This is a genomic window from Fictibacillus barbaricus, assembly GCF_014635025.1.
Classification (GTDB): domain Bacteria; phylum Bacillota; class Bacilli; order Bacillales; family Fictibacillaceae; genus Fictibacillus; species Fictibacillus barbaricus.
Genome location: NZ_BMCE01000002.1, coordinates 1,420,550 through 1,436,942 on the forward strand (window position 1 = coordinate 1,420,550; position 16,393 = coordinate 1,436,942).

Consider the following 16,393-nt stretch of genomic DNA (forward strand, 5'->3'; position numbering starts at 1 on the left):
TATCTTTTGCCAAATCTTCATCGTGTATTTCCCTCCACTTTTCTATCTCTGTTTTAATGAGTTTTTTATAATTCACAAGCGTAAGTTGCTATTGTTCCTCGTAGACGCTGTGCTTCTTTATACGTACAGCGGTTGTGAACCACATCAATTCCAGCTTCCTTTGCGATTCGTGCTGCTTCTGGTGAAATAACACCTTCTTGAAGCCAGAATACTTTCGGCTGAGTGATGGCTGCTTCTTTAGCCAATTCAATCGCTGCTTCCGGGCTTCTAAATACTTGAACCACATCAATTGGAAACGGAATGGACTTTAGATCAGGATACGCTTTTTCATCAAGCACTTCCGTTTCTCTTGGGTTTACAGGAACGATCTTATAGCCGAGTCGCTGCATTTTTCTCGCTAGCCTATGACTTGGTCTTGCTGGATTTGAACTTAACCCTACAATTGCAAGTGTTTTAGGGCGCTGAATTTCTTGGCCGTTTTCAACTGCTCTGTATAAGGAAGACTGCAAGGCCCATCGAATAACACCTTCATCGTTGATCGTGATTTCTGTTTTATCAGAACCGATTCCGGTTGCAGCCTGTATTGCTCGGTCAAGATCGTTTGTAAGATCTTTTACTGATTCAAGTCCGATCGATAGGCGAATAAGCTCTTCTGTAACACCTGTAGCGAGTAATTCCTCATCACTCAGCTGCTGATGTGTCGTAGATGCTGGATGGATGATAAGTGATTTTGCATCACCAACATTCGCAACATGCGACCAGAGTGAGATATTGTTGATCACTTTACGCCCGGCATCACGACCTCCTTTAATTCCGAAGTTTACGATCGAACCAAAACCATTGCTTAAATACTTTTTCGCCAGTTCATGACTTCGATGAGATGGAAGTCCAGGATAAGAAACCCAATCTACCGCTGGATGGTTTTCCAAATACTCAGCTACTTCCTGTGCATTTTTTGCATGTTTCTCTACTCTAAGATGCAATGTTTCAAGTCCTTGTAAAAGAAGAAAAGCATTATGCGGGCTTAAGCATGCTCCGAAATCTCGTAATAGCTGAACACGTAGTTTAGTAGCGAATGCTAACGTCCCAAAATCAGTTGCATATCGTAATCCGTTATAGCTTCTATCTGGCTCCGTAAATCCTGGGAATTTTTCTGAGTTCCAATTAAAACGGCCTCCATCAACAACCACACCACCGATTGCTGTACCGTGACCGCCGATCCACTTTGTTGCTGAATGGATCACAATATCTGCTCCCCAGCTGAGCGGCTTTGTTACATATGGAGTAGCAAACGTATTATCGATTAAAAGGGGCACACCGTTTTCATGTGCGATATCTGCCACCGCTTCAATATCGAGTACATTTAGACTTGGGTTTCCGATCGTTTCAGCAAAAAAGGCTTTCGTGTTTGGTGTAACAGCTTTTCGGAAATTCTCAGGATCTTCCGCATCTACAAACTTTACGTTGATGCCGTATTTCGGAAGTGTGATTGAAAATAGGTTGTATGTACCTCCGTACAGATTCGTCGCTGCAACGATCTCATCACCTGCATGTGCGATATTAAGAATCGCAAGCGCGATGGCTGACATGCCTGAGGAAGTTGCCACAGCAGCAACACCGTCTTCTAGTAGTGCCAATCTTTTCTCAAAAACATCTACTGTCGGGTTTCCAATTCGGCTGTAGATGTTTCCAGGCTCATCAAGCGAGAATAAACTTTGAGCGTGATCTGTATCGGAGAAAACATAAGAAGTAGTTTGATAGACCGGCACTGCTCGAGATCCAGTCGTTGGATCAGGTGCTTGCCCTCCGTGTAATAGCAATGTCTCAATATCATATCCGTCAAAGGATTTTGTCATATGAATCTCTCCTTGTTTTTTAAAAAATGATAAAACCTATAGGAAAACTAGGGATAAAGTTTATTTCTTTTCCCTTGGCCTATATGTAATTTTAAAAATGTGAAAATAATGGGTGTGAAGATATCTTGAAGTTTTAAAAAGAGGGGAAAAAAGAAAAACCCCCTTCCTAAGAAGAGGGTTTTAAATCCTCCTCTTATCTTTCAGATCATCATGATCTGTAGGAATTGGCACCTTTCCAAACCACTGGGGTTTGTTGGTTGCCGGGCTTCATCGGGCCTAGTCCCTCCGCCTCTCTGGATAAGAGATAATTAAATTATGTTTAACACATTACCGTGCTGATGTTTGTTTTGTTCTTGAATAGGATTATAGAGGATGCTGTTTCATAAAGTCAACCGTTTTTTGAAAAATCATAAAAGTGATACAAAAGACTTAGTGTTCAACTGTCAGCTTTGAATTAAGATTATGCTCATGCTATGACCGTTATGCCAATTTTGTTCCACTTTTTTCATCAATCCATTGAAACTCCTCTATTCGTTTAAAGAGTACAGCAATTCGGTTTGCAATAGCGACTTTTTCTCCGTACCGAATTTTTTGTTCAGTTGTTAGCTCAGCAGATTTCAAAAGAGCAGATTGGGATACAGCCAGACTTGTAAGTTTAATAAATTCTTCTTGCTTTACGACCTGTTTTACGGTGGGATCTCCTTTACAATAGCCCTCCATAAATCCATCAGCTATTCTTTGCAGCCTGTCTTCAAAACGATCAAACTGATGTTTTGCATATCGCGGTGCATTAAAGAACGTCGGAAATAGAGTTCGGTAATTATTCATAAAGTTACCAGCTAGCGAGTCTCCGCTGTAAAGCAGCGGAACAGGATCGATCAGACTTACTGTTCCGTCTTGGTGGAGCAGGATATTCTCAGGAGAAGTATCCTGGTTGGTAAACACTATTCTTTTTTCACTTATCTCTCTATTCTTCAAGCACTCTTCCAGCTGTTTAAGTGCCGATGAATGTATATTTCCTTCATATGCGTGGATCAACTCTTTAAAATCAGTGATATATTCCTTGTTCTCTTTCTTCATAAACGCAGAAACACTTGACTGAAACTGGCCCTCAATCTTTTTCCCGTTCCACTTTAGGTACCCGAAACCTTTCAAATCATGTTGAGCTGCATTCATTTGCCTGAAGAATTCACCCAACTCCGCTCCTACTTGAAAGGCTTCTACAAACGTAAAGCTTTCCAGTTTAATAGCTTTTCCCGCATATGATTCGACTGTAAATGTCCTCTCTTTCTCTACATGATAGTGAAAGAATTCTGGGCTGATACCGGGTTTTACTTGGTTAGCCAGTTTATAATATGCTTTCGTCCCTTCATACTCGGCATAGCAAGCAGCCTCGTCAAATTCGATCCTTCTGCCATATGCCTCAGACTTTGGAAAACGAACAACTACAGCATCACCGGTGCGCAATTGAACAAAATAGGCATAATGCCAAGCACCCTCGCCTAAATATTGAACTTGCGTTGTATCTTTAAGCGGCTCAAGTCCACTTTTTTGCAAAGCAAAGTCAATTAAGTCAAATGTTTCTTTCATAGATGTTCCTCTTTCTTTTAATGAAAATACTTTTACGAAACATATATTCGATATCTGTCGAAAAAAATCCTTTTTTGGATTAATTTTTCATGGGTCAGAAGTCATAGAAAGTTTAGGGAATGGGTGGGATTTTTGATACGTGCTCGTCCGCAGTATAGATTTCTCCCAACAAGAAAAAATGGCCCCAAAGTGCATGTTCGTACACTAGAGAGCCGTTTTTTCCTTAATCAACGTATGTTACAATTTCTTCTACTGATTTTCTTGCTAATTTCTTTGGCTGGTCTTGAGGGTGGCCTAGTGAAATAACCATATTGATCTGCTTTTCCGATGAAATATTGAGATACTCTCGAATCGCATCTTGTGCCAATAACACAGGTCCTGTCATCGGACAAGATCCTAGTCCACGCGCGTGTGCGGCAAGCATCAAGTTTTGTATAGCTAAACAGCTGCTCTTGATTCCCTCTTCTTCCCAAACTGATTCTTCTGCTAGCTCGATCGGATCAAAGATTTTTTCACGAAACTTAGACTCATAAGGAGTAGCTAAGCAGATGATTAACACGGGCGCTTCAGAGAATGCCGTTGCATAAGGACCAAACGAACGGGTAAGCAGTTTTGCTTCCTTCGTCTTTCCGTTCTCTTCTGCTCTCGCTGCTAATTTATGAATGGCATCCCACGTCATCTCTTCAATCTTTTTCACTTTTTCTTTATTGCGGATGACGATAAATTCCCACGTTTGCGAGTTCGTATCACTCGGTGCATAGCGGGCGCAGTCCATGATCTCATAGATATCTTCTTCTGCAACTGCTTCATCAGTAAATTTTCGGACACTTCTTCTTCCGTGCACGATTTCTTTAAAATCCTCGTATTTCATGTTTGTCTCCTCTGCCTCAATGAATTATTAACTCTTTGTATTATACAAAAGATTGCAACTGTCTACAAAACACATAAAAAAACAGTGCTAATTTGCACTGTTTTTAGATTCTATATTCTTATGTGTTTTTATTCGTAAGCCGATGGCTATAAGGGATGAACCCATCAGAACACTCACGATATAAAGTGACTCAATATTCAGGCTCACTCGCTGAACATTTAAACGCTGCACATACTCACCAAAGAAAAAAGTACTGAAAAGCACAATCACACCAGCAACAATCAGTCCTGCTTTAACATATGGCTTCATTGTAAAACCGCCTTTTCCCTTTTATATCTAACTTATTCCAGGGAAAGGCCAGAATACCTTTTCTAATGTAACAACCATTAGCGCCTTACAAATAAGTTGTTTATTTTTATAGATGCCAGGTTAAAAAATATCCCGCTTGCCATTCCCGCTATCATATCAAAAACAAAGTGGATTCCTAGCTTTACCCTGCTCATACCGATCATAATCAAAAACAAGATATAACCTGTTACTGCCCAAATGTTTCGAGATAGACCTGATAAAATGAGCAGCAAACTATAAAACGCAGATGAATTCATCGTATGTGCACTGGGATATCCATATTTACTTGCATTCATTTTTCTTTCCCATCCAGGCGGCCTTCTTTTAAACAATAGTTTAAATAAAACGTTCAGAAGCCGGACACCGAACACATTAAAAAGAAGGAGTTTGCTCTTATCAGGTTCTCCTGTTTTTTTATAACTAAGAAACAATAATGTTCCTAATGGAACGGTAAAAAAACCCGATCCAAGCCTTGAAAAAATAAGCATTATTCTGTTTGAAAGAGTCCTTGAATCATAAAGTGACCGGCTGCATCTTTCATCAAATGAACGAAATGGATCTTGGTTCCTGGCTGCTGTTATAATTGTAAATATCACACCTGAAATCAACAAAACTAGAATTGATGGAAGAGGCGTTTCTGTTCTTTTCCTCCGTGAAAACATCATGAAATCACCTTCTTATATGTACTGACTATTATTTTCTTCATTGAACACTTTTTCTATACGAAAAAAGAACACCTTACTAAAGGTGCTCTTCATGAAATCACTTATTTTCTCTCTACCATAACAATGATCTTTCCGTCCTGCAGATCTTGCATATAACGTTCTGCATCACTTTCGGATACATCCATCTTTAAAAGAATTTCTTTCATATCCTTTTCACCGTCATCAAACATCGAAGCAAATGGTCCTGCAGCAAGTAATGGGCCAACACCAGGGACACCAAGTCCTGGAACTGCGATACCGCCGCCGATACCCGTTAAAAAACCTGCTATCGTACCATATGTTGCACTATCTATATCATCATCTATTACCTTTTCTTCTTTAACATGCGTTTCATCAGCAACACTTTCTAACATATCATCGTCTTTGGCCACAATTGAAATATCAGAAGGCTGATAGCCTTTTTCGACTAGCGCTTTAATCGCTCCCACTGCTTCTTCTTCTTTCGTATATGTCCCGATAATATCTTTTTTCATTTGGTTTCCCTCCAAACGTTTCTTTACAAGTAGGTTCCCCTGTTAAATGGGTTTTAAACAGTGGTTGATCTAACCCTTTGTACCAGATGTGATGTTAGACCCTTCAATAAAGTACTTTTGGAAGAAAAAGAAGATCAGTACAACTGGTAATAAGACCATGACAGATGCTGCCATTAAGTAATGCCATTGGGTAATAGAAAAAAAGAGCAGCCATCCAGATGAATATTCCATCTGACTACAGCTACTCATTTCAATCATTTTTCTCTTTTTATTCATATTCTCAAATATTTTTTTAGTCCTATTACTTTAGGTTTACCTTTTACCATAATTAGAACTAGTCTTGTTCGAACCACCCTTTTTTCTTGAACCACAAAGACATCATTCCACCTAACAAAATCATCGCTCCGAGTACATAAAAATAGCCGTTTTTAGATTCAAGTTCAGGCATGTTTACAAAGTTCATACCATAAACACCTGCAATAAACGTTAACGGCATAAAAATCGTTGTAATAACCGTCAGGGTTTTCATGATGTTGTTCATGCGGTAGGAGTTTAGCGAGATATAGTTATCCCGAATATCAGAGGTCATCTCACGAGCTGAAGTCATCATATCAGTCAACCTTAGAAGGTGATCGTAGATATCATGAAAATAGGATCTCTCTTCAGCGTCCAGTCCAACTCGTTTGGACTCAAGCATCCGATACAATAGTTCTCTCATCGGTACAACCGTTTTCCGTAATGACAGAAGATCACCTCTGATATCAAAGATCTGATTGATTATTTTAGGAGCTTCATCATTTTCATTACTTTCAATAGATATTACACGCTCCTCTAGCTCATGCATGATAGGAAAATACATATCTACCAGTTTGTCCATGAGCTTATGAACGAGTTCATTTTTTCCTAGCTCTGCCGGAACTGCCTCTAAATTTTTTAGATAGTTCCATACAAAATCAATTTCAGGAACGTTCGTTTTATGAAAGGTAACAACACTGTTTTTAGTTGTAAAGATATCAACTTCTGTTGCTTCAAGTGTCTTTTCATTCAACGCATGTACGACGTAAAACAGGTGATTCTCATAAAACTCTACCTTTGGCCGCTGCAGGGCATTGACACAGTCCTCAACAGCTAGGGGATGAAAGTCAAAAAACGAGCGCAGAAGGTTCGTTTCACCTGTCGTAGGGCTGTCAAAATCTACCCAGAACCAATCCGGCTGAATCTCATTCAAGCGCCTGAAGGGCGGGTTAATGATTACTTTTTGATCAACTATTGCTATCGTACGGATCATAGGCAGACCTTCTTTCACTATCTTCTTATTATCATTACCATAATCTCTTTTTCTTTTTTCGTCTATTTGAAACATTTCTTCTGTTTTCCACGTCTAACTAAATGGAAACAATAGGAAAGGATTGGGGTGACATGCAGCATTTATCTACAATAAGCGAAGAACTTGATTTTTACAATACGGAAGAATGTCTAATCTACTTAATGAACAGTTATGGAGTTGAACTTAAGCGCCTAGCCTATACGTATGTAAAAGACTGGGGAAAAGCTGAAGACCTTACTCAAGAAGTTTTCGTAACATGCTATGAAAAGCTGCATACCTTTCAAGGAAATTCAGCCATTAAGACGTGGCTCTATCGTATAACAATCAACAAATGCAAAGATGTTCTACGAAAAAAGAATGTATTAGATTACTTCTCCCTTCAAGAGTTATCCCAAATTTTCTCTAAAAATGAACCATCTCTTCATGATCAGACCTCTTTAGATCATGATCATGACCGATTATCATTATCTGAAAAGGTAATGTCACTTCCCATCAAATACCGTGAACCCATCATTCTATTTTATTATTCAGAACTAAAAATAGATGAGATCAGTCAGCTCACTGGCCTAAACACACAAACGGTAAAAACAAGACTTCGGCGTGCAAAAGACAAACTGAAAGTGATGTTCGAAGGGAGTGAATCTTAATGGAAAAGCGACTTGAAAATCTTCGGAATGAGTTAAATGATACACTCTTAAAAGAAGCTGAGTTTGCCATCACGAGTAAGCAAGCCGTACTTAAAACAGTTCGGAAAAATGGAAAGACTGCTAACCGTATAAGCTTTTGGAAACAAAGCATAAACATTGGGTTCACAGCTGTCCTTTTTGCCGGGTTACTTATTTTTGCAGTGTCACATGTCCAGCAAGGGACACCGAAGATGAATACGATGTCGGGAGATAAAGCCTCAACCGAGCCTAATCCTTCTCCATCGAAAGTAACTGCCTTTCAAGATGTTAAAGGAAAAAGCAAAGACTCAACAAATGATGTTGTAAACAAAAAAGAAAGTCAACCTCCTGCCTTTTATGTAGTATTTGATGGCTATTATTACGAGAAAACAGGAGATGCAGTAGAGGAAAATCGTCTTTTAGATAAGATAGGCGAAGTGAAGCGCATTGGTGACTGGAAGATTGTAAGAGAAGGTGATTCTACCGAAATCCCCCCTGGTCCTCTTTATTCTGTAAAGGACATGGACTCGAAAGAATATATTGCGGGGAAAGGTGTTATTTATGAAGATGGAGAGAACAAAGCTGGCTACCTATTGTTCAAGCGAGCTATTGCGGTTCAAAAACCCGATCCCAGTAAGATTTATAATGCTAAGAATGATCCCGTAGAAGTAAAGCTTGCGTTAGAGAACGTAAGACAAGCAGCCGGCCCTTTTTATGAATTAGTCGAAAAGAACGTAGAACCTACTTTTGTTTCTTATTCCGATAAGAATGGAAAATCAATAACGCTCTATTATCGTTTGATTACTAGAGCAGATCAATACGTATTCATTACTCAATATGAAAATAAAATGAAGAATATGGATTACCCCGCATCACGTTTTGCTTCGGATGGGCGTAAAGATTTTAATATGCCTAGATTAATAGACGAATATGTTATCGAAGGTTTGAAGTGGGCTTATTATGATGATTTAAATCATGGCGACCATTTTTATGTCAGTTATGGACCAGAGTGGACCCTAGAGGTGTCATTTCAAGGTGAGCTAGCTGAAGAACAAATCAGTACGTTCTTAGGAAACTTAAATAAATAGTCCCCTCCCCATTCTTCCTTTTTCTGTTAAAATTAGTGGGAGGATGAAGCAGGAGGCATCGATGAAAAAGAGTATTGTTATTACTTGTGTAATTTTTGCCTTCTTGGTTTCTGGCTTTTCTATATATAGCTATATGAAGGAAAAGAACAGTTATACTGGCCAAACCGTCGTTCCAGAAAAACGTGATGACCTGCCCCTTTATGAAGGATTGGAATTTCAAGAACATGAATATATGTTAAAGGGTAATCATTGGTACGCGGTTTACGAATTTTATAAGGAAAAACTGCCGGAAAATGGCTGGAAGCTTATTCATAAACAAGCGTCTTTAGAAGCATCCGGCGGATTTATGATGAGTTGGGAAAAAGATGGAACTCTGGATCAATGGCGGCTGGAATACAAATGAAAATGAAACAGAAATTATATTTGACATAAATCCCAGTCTTCACTAGAAAAATATAAAAACCTTGGCTTTTTCGGGCCAAGGTTTTTATTATGCTTCTTTCTGACTGGATTCCAGAAGTGGCTCATACATCATAATGGCATGATTCTCTGTTACATATTCATCATCTATTTGCTGTTTTTGGCGGTTGAATACTTTGCGGTGAATCAGATTATGCCGCAAGTACCCTCCCCAATAGGCGGGGGTGATCCAATGTTCTTTTTCGTAAACTTGATAGGATTGCAGCGGTTCTTGCTCAGTGCGCCATTCCCCGACGAGATGTGTATCTGTCAGATATAGATGGAGTTGATACGTTTGATGGGTGGTGTTCTTTATCTGCAGATCCAAGTAATTATAAGCACAAGTTGCCCCGCTTCCAAATGGCTGTGTTCGCTTCGAATCTGGGAAGACATCATAACTGTGCCGATGACGTTCTGTTACGGTTAAAGGTGTATGAAGAGTCATCCAGTATATCAAATTAGACAGTTGGCAAAGTCCTCCTCCTGTACCTTTCTTAAACGTCCCATAAAACAAAATCATCCCATCCACATAGCCCTTTGATCGAGTGGTCGTTCCAATTCTTCTCCAATACGAGAGTGTCTCCCCTGGCTTAATCACGATACCGTTTAACCGTTTGATGGCGATCTGCAGGTTTATCACTTTATTGTGTTGATACCACATGTCCACATCTTTTAACTTTCGAAGCAGTATCGTCTGATGCGAAAAACTAACGAAAGGCAGTTTTTCGCTCTTTATGGTTTTAGCATATGTTTTTTCGTCGGTGAACCACTCTATGTACCTCTTTAACGTGTAATATTTTTTGCCCAGCGAAATTCGAAATGCCGAACGCCGCTTCGGACGAAGGTTAAAATGGTTCATATCGCCTCTCCTTTTGCTCAATTTCAGCCTGGGAAATAAATTGTTAGGGGACAGTCCCCTTTTCCCACAATCTTCTAATTCTGCATTTACCATTTATCTTCCTTTGATTTTTGCGTTATAGTTGAGGTATTATGGAAAGATATTTTACTTCATAAAGTTTATATTTTATTATGATAAATAGTTCAGTGGTTTGGAGGAATAATTGGATGCTCGACAAAACGTTTTTACAGATGAATACCGTATTTATAAGCATCCTCATTGAAGCACTTCCGTTCGTATTGATCGGTGTGCTTATCGCTGGTGTTATCCAGATGTTTGTTACAGAGGAAATGGTGGCACGCATAATGCCAAAGAACAAGGCAGCAGCCATCTTATTCGCTACGTTCATCGGCGCTGTCTTTCCGGCTTGTGAATGTGGAATCGTACCGATAACAAGGAAATTAATCGCAAAAGGTGTTCCTGTTTTTGCTGCTATTCCTTTTATGCTCACAGGACCTATCATTAATCCAATCGTACTGTTCTCCACTTTTGTTGCTTTTGGGAATCAATGGAATGTTATGATTTTCAGAGGCAGTCTTGCCATTTTTGTCGCTATAGTAGTAGGATTTATACTTTCTGTTCAATTTAAGAATGCCAAAGTGCTTAAGAACGAGAGCGGTGCAATCTCAGGCTCACCGGGCAGTATTGAAGTCGCGGCGACCGTTTCAGCACCTTCGTTATCTTTTTACAACAGATTAAAAGGGACCTTTGTACATGCAGTTGAAGAATTTTTCTCAGTTGGAAAATACCTCGTGGTCGGTGCATTGATCGCAGCAAGCATGCAAACGTATGTGAAAACTTCAACATTGCTGGAGATCGGTCAAGGCGAAGTATCCTCTTCACTCGTCATGATGGGAATAGCTTTCGTACTATCCCTTTGCTCAGAAGCTGATGCGTTTATTGCTTCTTCCTTTCAGAGCACATTTACCATTGGCTCAATCGTTGCCTTCCTGGTCTATGGTCCGATGCTCGATGTTAAGAACGTGCTGATGATGCTTGCTGCTTTTAAAAAGAAATTGGTGTTTAGTCTCATCGGATATATTACGGTCCTTGTCTTACTCGGATCTTTATTTCTTTAAGGAGGTAGAAGCGCATGATTCGTATCCTGATCCTGATCGGTTTTACCTTTTTGTTTATGCACTTGCATGCAACTGGTGATATCAGCAAATACATCAATATGAAATATTCGTATATCTCTTTTTCAGCAATTTTTATCTTAGGATTTTTAACCCTTGTTCAGTTCTATATTTATGGAAAAAGTGATGAAAGCGAACACCAGCATGATGAGGCTTGCTCACCTGAATGCGGACATGATCATCATAAAAAGCCATCACGCATTAAAAACATAACCGTCAATAGCATCTTAATATTCCCACTGATCTCGGGGTTGTTCTTCCCAATCGCTTCTCTTGATTCTGAGACAGTGAAAACAAAGGGATTTCACTTTAAAGGACTTGAAAACGAAGGTGATTTTGGAGAACATCAATTCTTAAAGCCAGACACGAGTGTTTATTACGGAAAAGAAAGTTACAACACGATTATGGATAAAGAACTTCAGCCGTTTACTAAAGGTGATGCGGTTGTATTACACGACAAGAATTATTTAAAAGGAATGGAAAGTGTCTATTACAAGCCGGGCATATTTCTTGGTAAGCAAATTCAATTCAAGGGGTTTACTTATAATGCGGAAGACCAAACGAAGAGTAAATCCAATGAACTATTCCTGCTTCGTTTCGGTATCATTCACTGTATTGCTGATTCAGGGGTATTTGGCATGATGGTGGAATTCCCTAAAGGGACTTCGTTCCCGAACGATAAATGGATTGAAGTAGATGGAACCATTGAAACCCAATACTACCAACCTTTTAGAGCAAATATTCCTTATGTAAAAGTGAAGAGCTGGAAGGAAATCAAAAAGCCTGAAGAAGAATATGTATATAGAGGATATTAAAAACCGGATCATCGTTGTCCGGTTTTTCTTAAATATTCTGTGTTCTGATTAATTGAACAACGATCTCCCCGATCTGACGTCCCAAAGATAATCCTTCATCATTATCTACTTTAAAATGTACTCCTGCATATAACCTCGACATCGCACACTCTTCCATCAAATGACGGATCCGATAAGCTTCCTGAGGAAAATAATGAGTTAAGATGACTTCCGAACAACCTGCCATTGTAGCATGTGCGGAAGGATAGCCAGGAAAACGCGGAGTGAATAATACCGTTTTTAAATTTGAGTCATATTGGCAAGGCCGCGCTACATCCCAAAGATATTTAAAATACCAAGTCATGACAAACGCATCATTAATGGCTGCTTGATAGAATCCTAAAAGCCTGGCTGCTTTCGTAGAGGCCAATCCGTACGTTTCCATCATTCTGTAGATGATTGGAATGATTTGTTTACTTACTTCTCCTGTTCCCCACCCTTTAGCGATGCGTATCTGTTCAGGTGTAATCTGCTGCATTACTTGTTTTACAAGATAAAGTTCCTTTTCCCAATCAATTGTATTAGGATTTTTTATTCTCCATCGTATGGAGTTTTTGAAAGGGTCAAAAAATTCTTGTCCTCTTTTTGTAATAAAAAACATGGGCCATGAACCTGCTTCAGGAGTAGCTGGAGTCGGGGGATAGCTTTCACCTGGGTACGGAATTTGAGACCACCTTAGATAATTTCTCACTTTATAGCCCCCTCAGTTTTTTTGATCCTCTTATTTTATGTAGCCGTACAAAATATTTAGAACACGAGGGAAGCGAATAGTGGTTAAACAAACATTTTCACCACACAAAGCGCTGAATTTAAAGAATTTGCGGTTCAATACGTTCTATACATTCATATAATATTGTATAGTTGGCCAAGCCATAACCGCTTGAGACCGGCTTTTTTAAATGGAAGTTGGTGAACGATTTTGAAAAACGTTGTAAAAAATGATGTTTCCTTTATCGTGTCCGACGATGAACAGTTCGCATCCTTTTGGAATGTTGTGTTTCCGAACCATTGGGAGGATTTCACGTTTCAAGTCCTAGATTATTACTTACGTCCTGATCAAAATTATTTAGATATTGGAGCTTGGATCGGTCCAACTGTACTTTATGCAGCAAGTAAAGCGAAACAATCATTTGGAGTTGAACCAGATCCTGTTGCTTTTGAAGCGTTCAAAAAGAATATAAAATTAAACCCCCAATTCGAACCAAAAATTACTGCGATCAACAAAGCTTTGTCCTATAAGTCAGGAACGATGAAACTATATAAAAGAACGCGTTTCGGCGATTCAAGTTCTAGCTTAATCCGTACATTATCTGATGACTTCCATTCTGTTTCTGTTTGTATCCTTAAAGAACTGCTGTCTGATTATCAGATTAAGGATCTTTCACTAATAAAAGTTGATATTGAAGGTGGAGAATATTTACTGATCCCTGCCATGCGAAAATATTTAAAACGACACAAGCCTCCACTCTATCTATCCCTCCATCCTGAATTTTTAAAAAGCTATATGAAAAAGAAATATCCTTTCTCAACTGAAGAGAAATTGAAAAAGGATTATATAAACAGCGTAAAAAGACTCGTAAACAGCTTAGATATGTATGCCTATATCTATGATTCATCAAGCCAACGTATTGAAAGAAAACATTTAGCAGAAAAACTATTAAAAAATGATGAACCCATTGAGATTTTACTTACAACAGCAGAGTTTAAACTGAATAATAGTTAAGGAATGAGGTTCTGCATGCTGCAGATCCTTATTTATTTGGATCTCTCACTTTCCTCTATCTAATATACAAATAAATTGGTATGATTTTCCTTAAAACAAAATGAAAGGTGCTGATCTGGATGTCTTCTCTAAAACAATCGTTTAACGCTGTTGCTGAATCCTATGAAAAATACAGACCTGCTTATCCGTCTGAGCTTTATACTGATGTACTTCTTTATGCAAATGCAGATGTAAAAGAACCACTATTGGAGATCGGCACTGGCACCGGAAAAGCTACTGAAGGTTTTTTACAGCAAGGATTTGCGAACATCACTTGCATTGAGCTTGGAAAAAACTTAGCAGAGCTGACACGTAACAAATTTTCTTCTTACCCGAACCTTCAAGTGTTTCACGCTGGATTTGAAGAATGGCAGAATCCAGAGAAAAAATCATTTGCACTCGCTTTTTCAGGAACCGCTTTTCATTTTATTCCTTATCAAGAGGGCTATCAAAAGGTCTCTTCTCTTTTAAAGAAGGATGGAGCCCTTGCACTCTTCTGGTTCGTCCATGTTCCTTCTGCCGAACCAGTCTATCAATCTATTCGGGAGGGTTATGAAAAGCATGCACCACATCTAGATGATCGCAATGTTCCGTCTTTAGAAGAATTCATCGAGGAACGCAGTCAGCTTACCTTAAACTCCGGTCATTTTTGTCAATTGAAGGTACATACCTATAATTGGGAACAAACTTATACAGCGGAAGACTATTTAGGATTATTAAACACTCATTCGGGTCATCAAGTATTATCACCACAACAAAAAGAACCACTCTATAAAGGTATAAAGAAAGCGATTCAGGATAACGGTGGTACAATCGTTAAAAAGCATGCTGTTGCTCTATTTTTAGCAAGAAAAAAGCAGATCAAAAAATAAAAACCAGACGTATGGACGAAACTGTCCTCGCTGGTTTTTTTCTATTCCTTCAACAAATACGCATAAGTGCGTAATGCTTCTTTTCATTTCTCATAAAGTTCTTTCTATTCTTCATTCGAAAGATAAACCCTTCAAATGTCCTGCTTTCACAGCAAGAATAGAAACTCTAGGACAGCAGTACTATTGTTTCGACATATTAGAGGATATTTATCGATTGAGGGAGAATTATGGGGAAAACAGAAAACAATGAAGGGAGGAAAAGATAAATGAGTGAAGTGATCATCCGTAATCTAGTAAAACGTCATTTCACAAAGAAAAACATACAAGATCAGCATCTTCAGCAGCTGCTTGTTCACTTTCTTATTTCAGTAAAAAAAGAAAAACATTAAAAAAGAAAGATATAAGACAATCATATAATCTCTCGTTCATACAGAGTATCTGACCACTCAGGTACTCTTTCTTATTTCACCTGTTAGAGCTCATAACTTTCGTTAAGATCTGAAGCGAATGGATTACCGTATTACGTTCGAAGTCAGAGAGCTGTTTCAGCAGATCATCTAAACGTTTATTTAGATTCGAATCAATTTTAGCAGCTGCCTGCTCGCCTTCCTCTGTTAATGAAAGAAAAAACATCCTTTTATCTTCTGGGTTAGTACTCTTATTAACGAGCCCAGCTTTGATTAAGGTTTGTATTTGCCTGCTAAAAGTCGTAATATCGACTCCAAGGATTTCAGCAATCTGATGCATAGAAGGCTGTTGGTGCTTATTGATTTCATAAAGAATGTCACTATGTGCCAATGATAAGTCTAACTCACATAATCGGCAGCCATTTTTCTGTAAGATCTCATATTTTTTGTATAAAGCATGCAACAAGCTTCTTACATCCTCCAAGTCAAGACACCACCTTTTTTTCACTATACGGGATATTCGGTTAAATTGAAATTATTTTTCATCCAGCCTCTCAAGATAGTAATAAAGTACTTTTTTACTATTCAACTTATCAAAATCTTCATGAACGAGGATATTTCCATCATCTAAACATCATTTTTCAGTATAAAAGACCCATATTTTAGCCCATTCAAATGTTTCATTCCTTTTTTATAGGGGTAACAAGAAAATATAGAGAAAAAGGAATTTGAGTTGGGGGTATCATTGAATATGTACAGAGTGAAGCAGAAACGCAGTAAACTTGGCATTTGGCTCGAAAAGCATAATAAAGATACTGACTGGTTAACTCAAACGACTGGTATAGAAAAAAAGACTGTAGAAGAATTAGCATCTAATCCAAATAAAAGTCCAAGAATGATAGCCATTCGTAAAATTTTATATGCTGTAAAAAGCGTCGATCCGACTACTAAAGTCAGTGATTTATGGGATATGAATTAAGACAAGCACTCAATATCGTATATATGAGTGCTTGTTTTTTTATTTGTTATTTGTTTATAAATTTAGAAAACCAGTCAAAGATC

Annotated in this window: 20 protein-coding genes and 1 riboswitch; of the genes, 9 read left to right on the top strand and 11 right to left on the bottom strand. The window is 38.5% G+C overall.

Annotated elements, in window-relative coordinates; genetic code table 11:
• Nucleotides 1-65 precede the first annotated feature (65 nt).
• The 8 genes from IEV52_RS16670 to corA all read right to left on the bottom strand — a co-directional run bounded on the left by IEV52_RS16670 (nt 66) and on the right by corA (nt 7,151).
• Complete coding sequence (locus IEV52_RS16670) at nt 66-1,856, bottom strand: PLP-dependent aspartate aminotransferase family protein (protein ID WP_188403610.1); 1,791 nt, start codon at nt 1,854-1,856, stop codon at nt 66-68.
• 190 nt (nt 1,857-2,046) lie between these two features.
• Nucleotides 2,047-2,160, bottom strand: a riboswitch (SAM riboswitch).
• A gap of 176 nt (nt 2,161-2,336) precedes the next feature.
• Nucleotides 2,337-3,446 carry a hypothetical protein gene (locus IEV52_RS16675; RefSeq protein WP_188403611.1) on the bottom strand — a complete coding sequence of 370 codons (1,110 nt, stop codon included), beginning with the start codon at nt 3,444-3,446 and terminating at the stop codon, nt 2,337-2,339.
• Nucleotides 3,447-3,669: 223 nt separating this feature from the next.
• Nucleotides 3,670-4,317 (bottom strand): nitroreductase family protein, encoded by a 648-nt coding sequence (locus tag IEV52_RS16680; RefSeq protein ID WP_188403612.1) that lies wholly within the window; start codon nt 4,315-4,317, stop codon nt 3,670-3,672.
• An 87-nt stretch (nt 4,318-4,404) separates the two neighbouring features.
• Nucleotides 4,405-4,626: a hypothetical protein gene (locus IEV52_RS16685; RefSeq protein ID WP_188403613.1), complete on the bottom strand. Its 222-nt coding sequence runs from the start codon at nt 4,624-4,626 to the stop codon at nt 4,405-4,407.
• Between the two features lie 77 nt (nt 4,627-4,703).
• A complete protein-coding gene (locus IEV52_RS16690) occupies nt 4,704-5,330 on the bottom strand; it encodes a phosphatase PAP2 family protein (RefSeq protein WP_188403614.1) in 627 nt (208 codons plus the stop codon).
• Nucleotides 5,331-5,431: 101 nt separating this feature from the next.
• Nucleotides 5,432-5,863 carry a YflT domain-containing protein gene (locus IEV52_RS16695; protein WP_188403615.1) on the bottom strand — a complete coding sequence of 144 codons (432 nt, stop codon included), beginning with the start codon at nt 5,861-5,863 and terminating at the stop codon, nt 5,432-5,434.
• A 69-nt stretch (nt 5,864-5,932) separates the two neighbouring features.
• Complete coding sequence (locus IEV52_RS16700) at nt 5,933-6,094, bottom strand: hypothetical protein (protein ID WP_373869424.1); 162 nt, start codon at nt 6,092-6,094, stop codon at nt 5,933-5,935.
• A gap of 103 nt (nt 6,095-6,197) precedes the next feature.
• On the bottom strand, nt 6,198-7,151 hold the full coding sequence (gene corA, locus IEV52_RS16705; RefSeq protein WP_188403969.1) for a magnesium/cobalt transporter CorA: 954 nt from the start codon (nt 7,149-7,151) through the stop codon (nt 6,198-6,200).
• 131 nt (nt 7,152-7,282) lie between these two features.
• Here corA and IEV52_RS16710 point away from each other — a divergent pair, with 131 nt between their 5' ends.
• The 3 genes from IEV52_RS16710 (at nt 7,283) to IEV52_RS16720 (ending at nt 9,346) form a co-directional block, all read left to right on the top strand.
• Nucleotides 7,283-7,837, top strand: a complete 555-nt coding sequence (locus tag IEV52_RS16710) for a sigma-70 family RNA polymerase sigma factor (protein WP_188403616.1) — start codon at nt 7,283-7,285, stop codon at nt 7,835-7,837.
• Nucleotides 7,837-8,943, top strand: coding sequence for a hypothetical protein (locus IEV52_RS16715; protein ID WP_188403617.1), 1,107 nt, complete (start codon nt 7,837-7,839; stop codon nt 8,941-8,943). Before IEV52_RS16710 ends, IEV52_RS16715 begins: the two co-directional genes overlap by 1 nt.
• Nucleotides 8,944-9,004: 61 nt before the next feature.
• Complete coding sequence (locus tag IEV52_RS16720) at nt 9,005-9,346, top strand: hypothetical protein (RefSeq protein ID WP_188403618.1); 342 nt, start codon at nt 9,005-9,007, stop codon at nt 9,344-9,346.
• 87 nt (nt 9,347-9,433) lie between these two features.
• On the opposite strand, the gene IEV52_RS16725 is transcribed toward IEV52_RS16720, so the two are convergent.
• Complete coding sequence (locus IEV52_RS16725) at nt 9,434-10,261, bottom strand: VanW family protein (protein WP_188403619.1); 828 nt, start codon at nt 10,259-10,261, stop codon at nt 9,434-9,436.
• Nucleotides 10,262-10,467: 206 nt separating this feature from the next.
• Between IEV52_RS16725 and IEV52_RS16730 the strand changes: the two genes are divergently transcribed.
• Entirely contained in the window at nt 10,468-11,379 is a 912-nt protein-coding gene (locus tag IEV52_RS16730) for a permease (RefSeq protein ID WP_188403620.1), read from the top strand.
• Between the two features lie 14 nt (nt 11,380-11,393).
• Entirely contained in the window at nt 11,394-12,251 is an 858-nt protein-coding gene (locus IEV52_RS16735; RefSeq protein ID WP_188403621.1) for a TIGR03943 family putative permease subunit, read from the top strand.
• A gap of 28 nt (nt 12,252-12,279) precedes the next feature.
• Here IEV52_RS16735 and IEV52_RS16740 read toward each other — a convergent pair whose 3' ends face one another.
• Nucleotides 12,280-12,981: a vanadium-dependent haloperoxidase gene (locus tag IEV52_RS16740; RefSeq protein ID WP_229754322.1), complete on the bottom strand. Its 702-nt coding sequence runs from the start codon at nt 12,979-12,981 to the stop codon at nt 12,280-12,282.
• Nucleotides 12,982-13,209: 228 nt separating this feature from the next.
• On the opposite strand from IEV52_RS16740, the gene IEV52_RS16745 reads away from it, so the two are divergent.
• From IEV52_RS16745 to IEV52_RS22605, 3 genes are all read left to right on the top strand, one after another.
• The gene (locus IEV52_RS16745; protein WP_188403622.1) at nt 13,210-14,013 is read left to right on the top strand and encodes an FkbM family methyltransferase; all 804 of its coding nucleotides are present in this window, start codon (nt 13,210-13,212) and stop codon (nt 14,011-14,013) included.
• 119 nt (nt 14,014-14,132) lie between these two features.
• On the top strand, nt 14,133-14,924 hold the full coding sequence (locus IEV52_RS16750; RefSeq protein WP_188403623.1) for a class I SAM-dependent methyltransferase: 792 nt from the start codon (nt 14,133-14,135) through the stop codon (nt 14,922-14,924).
• Nucleotides 14,925-15,190: 266 nt separating this feature from the next.
• Complete coding sequence (locus IEV52_RS22605; RefSeq protein WP_268234783.1) at nt 15,191-15,313, top strand: hypothetical protein; 123 nt, start codon at nt 15,191-15,193, stop codon at nt 15,311-15,313.
• A gap of 76 nt (nt 15,314-15,389) precedes the next feature.
• Here the strand turns inward: IEV52_RS22605 and IEV52_RS16755 are convergent, their stop codons facing one another.
• On the bottom strand, nt 15,390-15,815 hold the full coding sequence (locus IEV52_RS16755; RefSeq protein ID WP_188403624.1) for a MarR family winged helix-turn-helix transcriptional regulator: 426 nt from the start codon (nt 15,813-15,815) through the stop codon (nt 15,390-15,392).
• A gap of 261 nt (nt 15,816-16,076) precedes the next feature.
• On the opposite strand from IEV52_RS16755, the gene IEV52_RS16760 reads away from it, so the two are divergent.
• Nucleotides 16,077-16,310 carry an XRE family transcriptional regulator gene (locus IEV52_RS16760; protein WP_229754323.1) on the top strand — a complete coding sequence of 78 codons (234 nt, stop codon included), beginning with the start codon at nt 16,077-16,079 and terminating at the stop codon, nt 16,308-16,310.
• Nucleotides 16,311-16,393 lie beyond the last annotated feature (83 nt).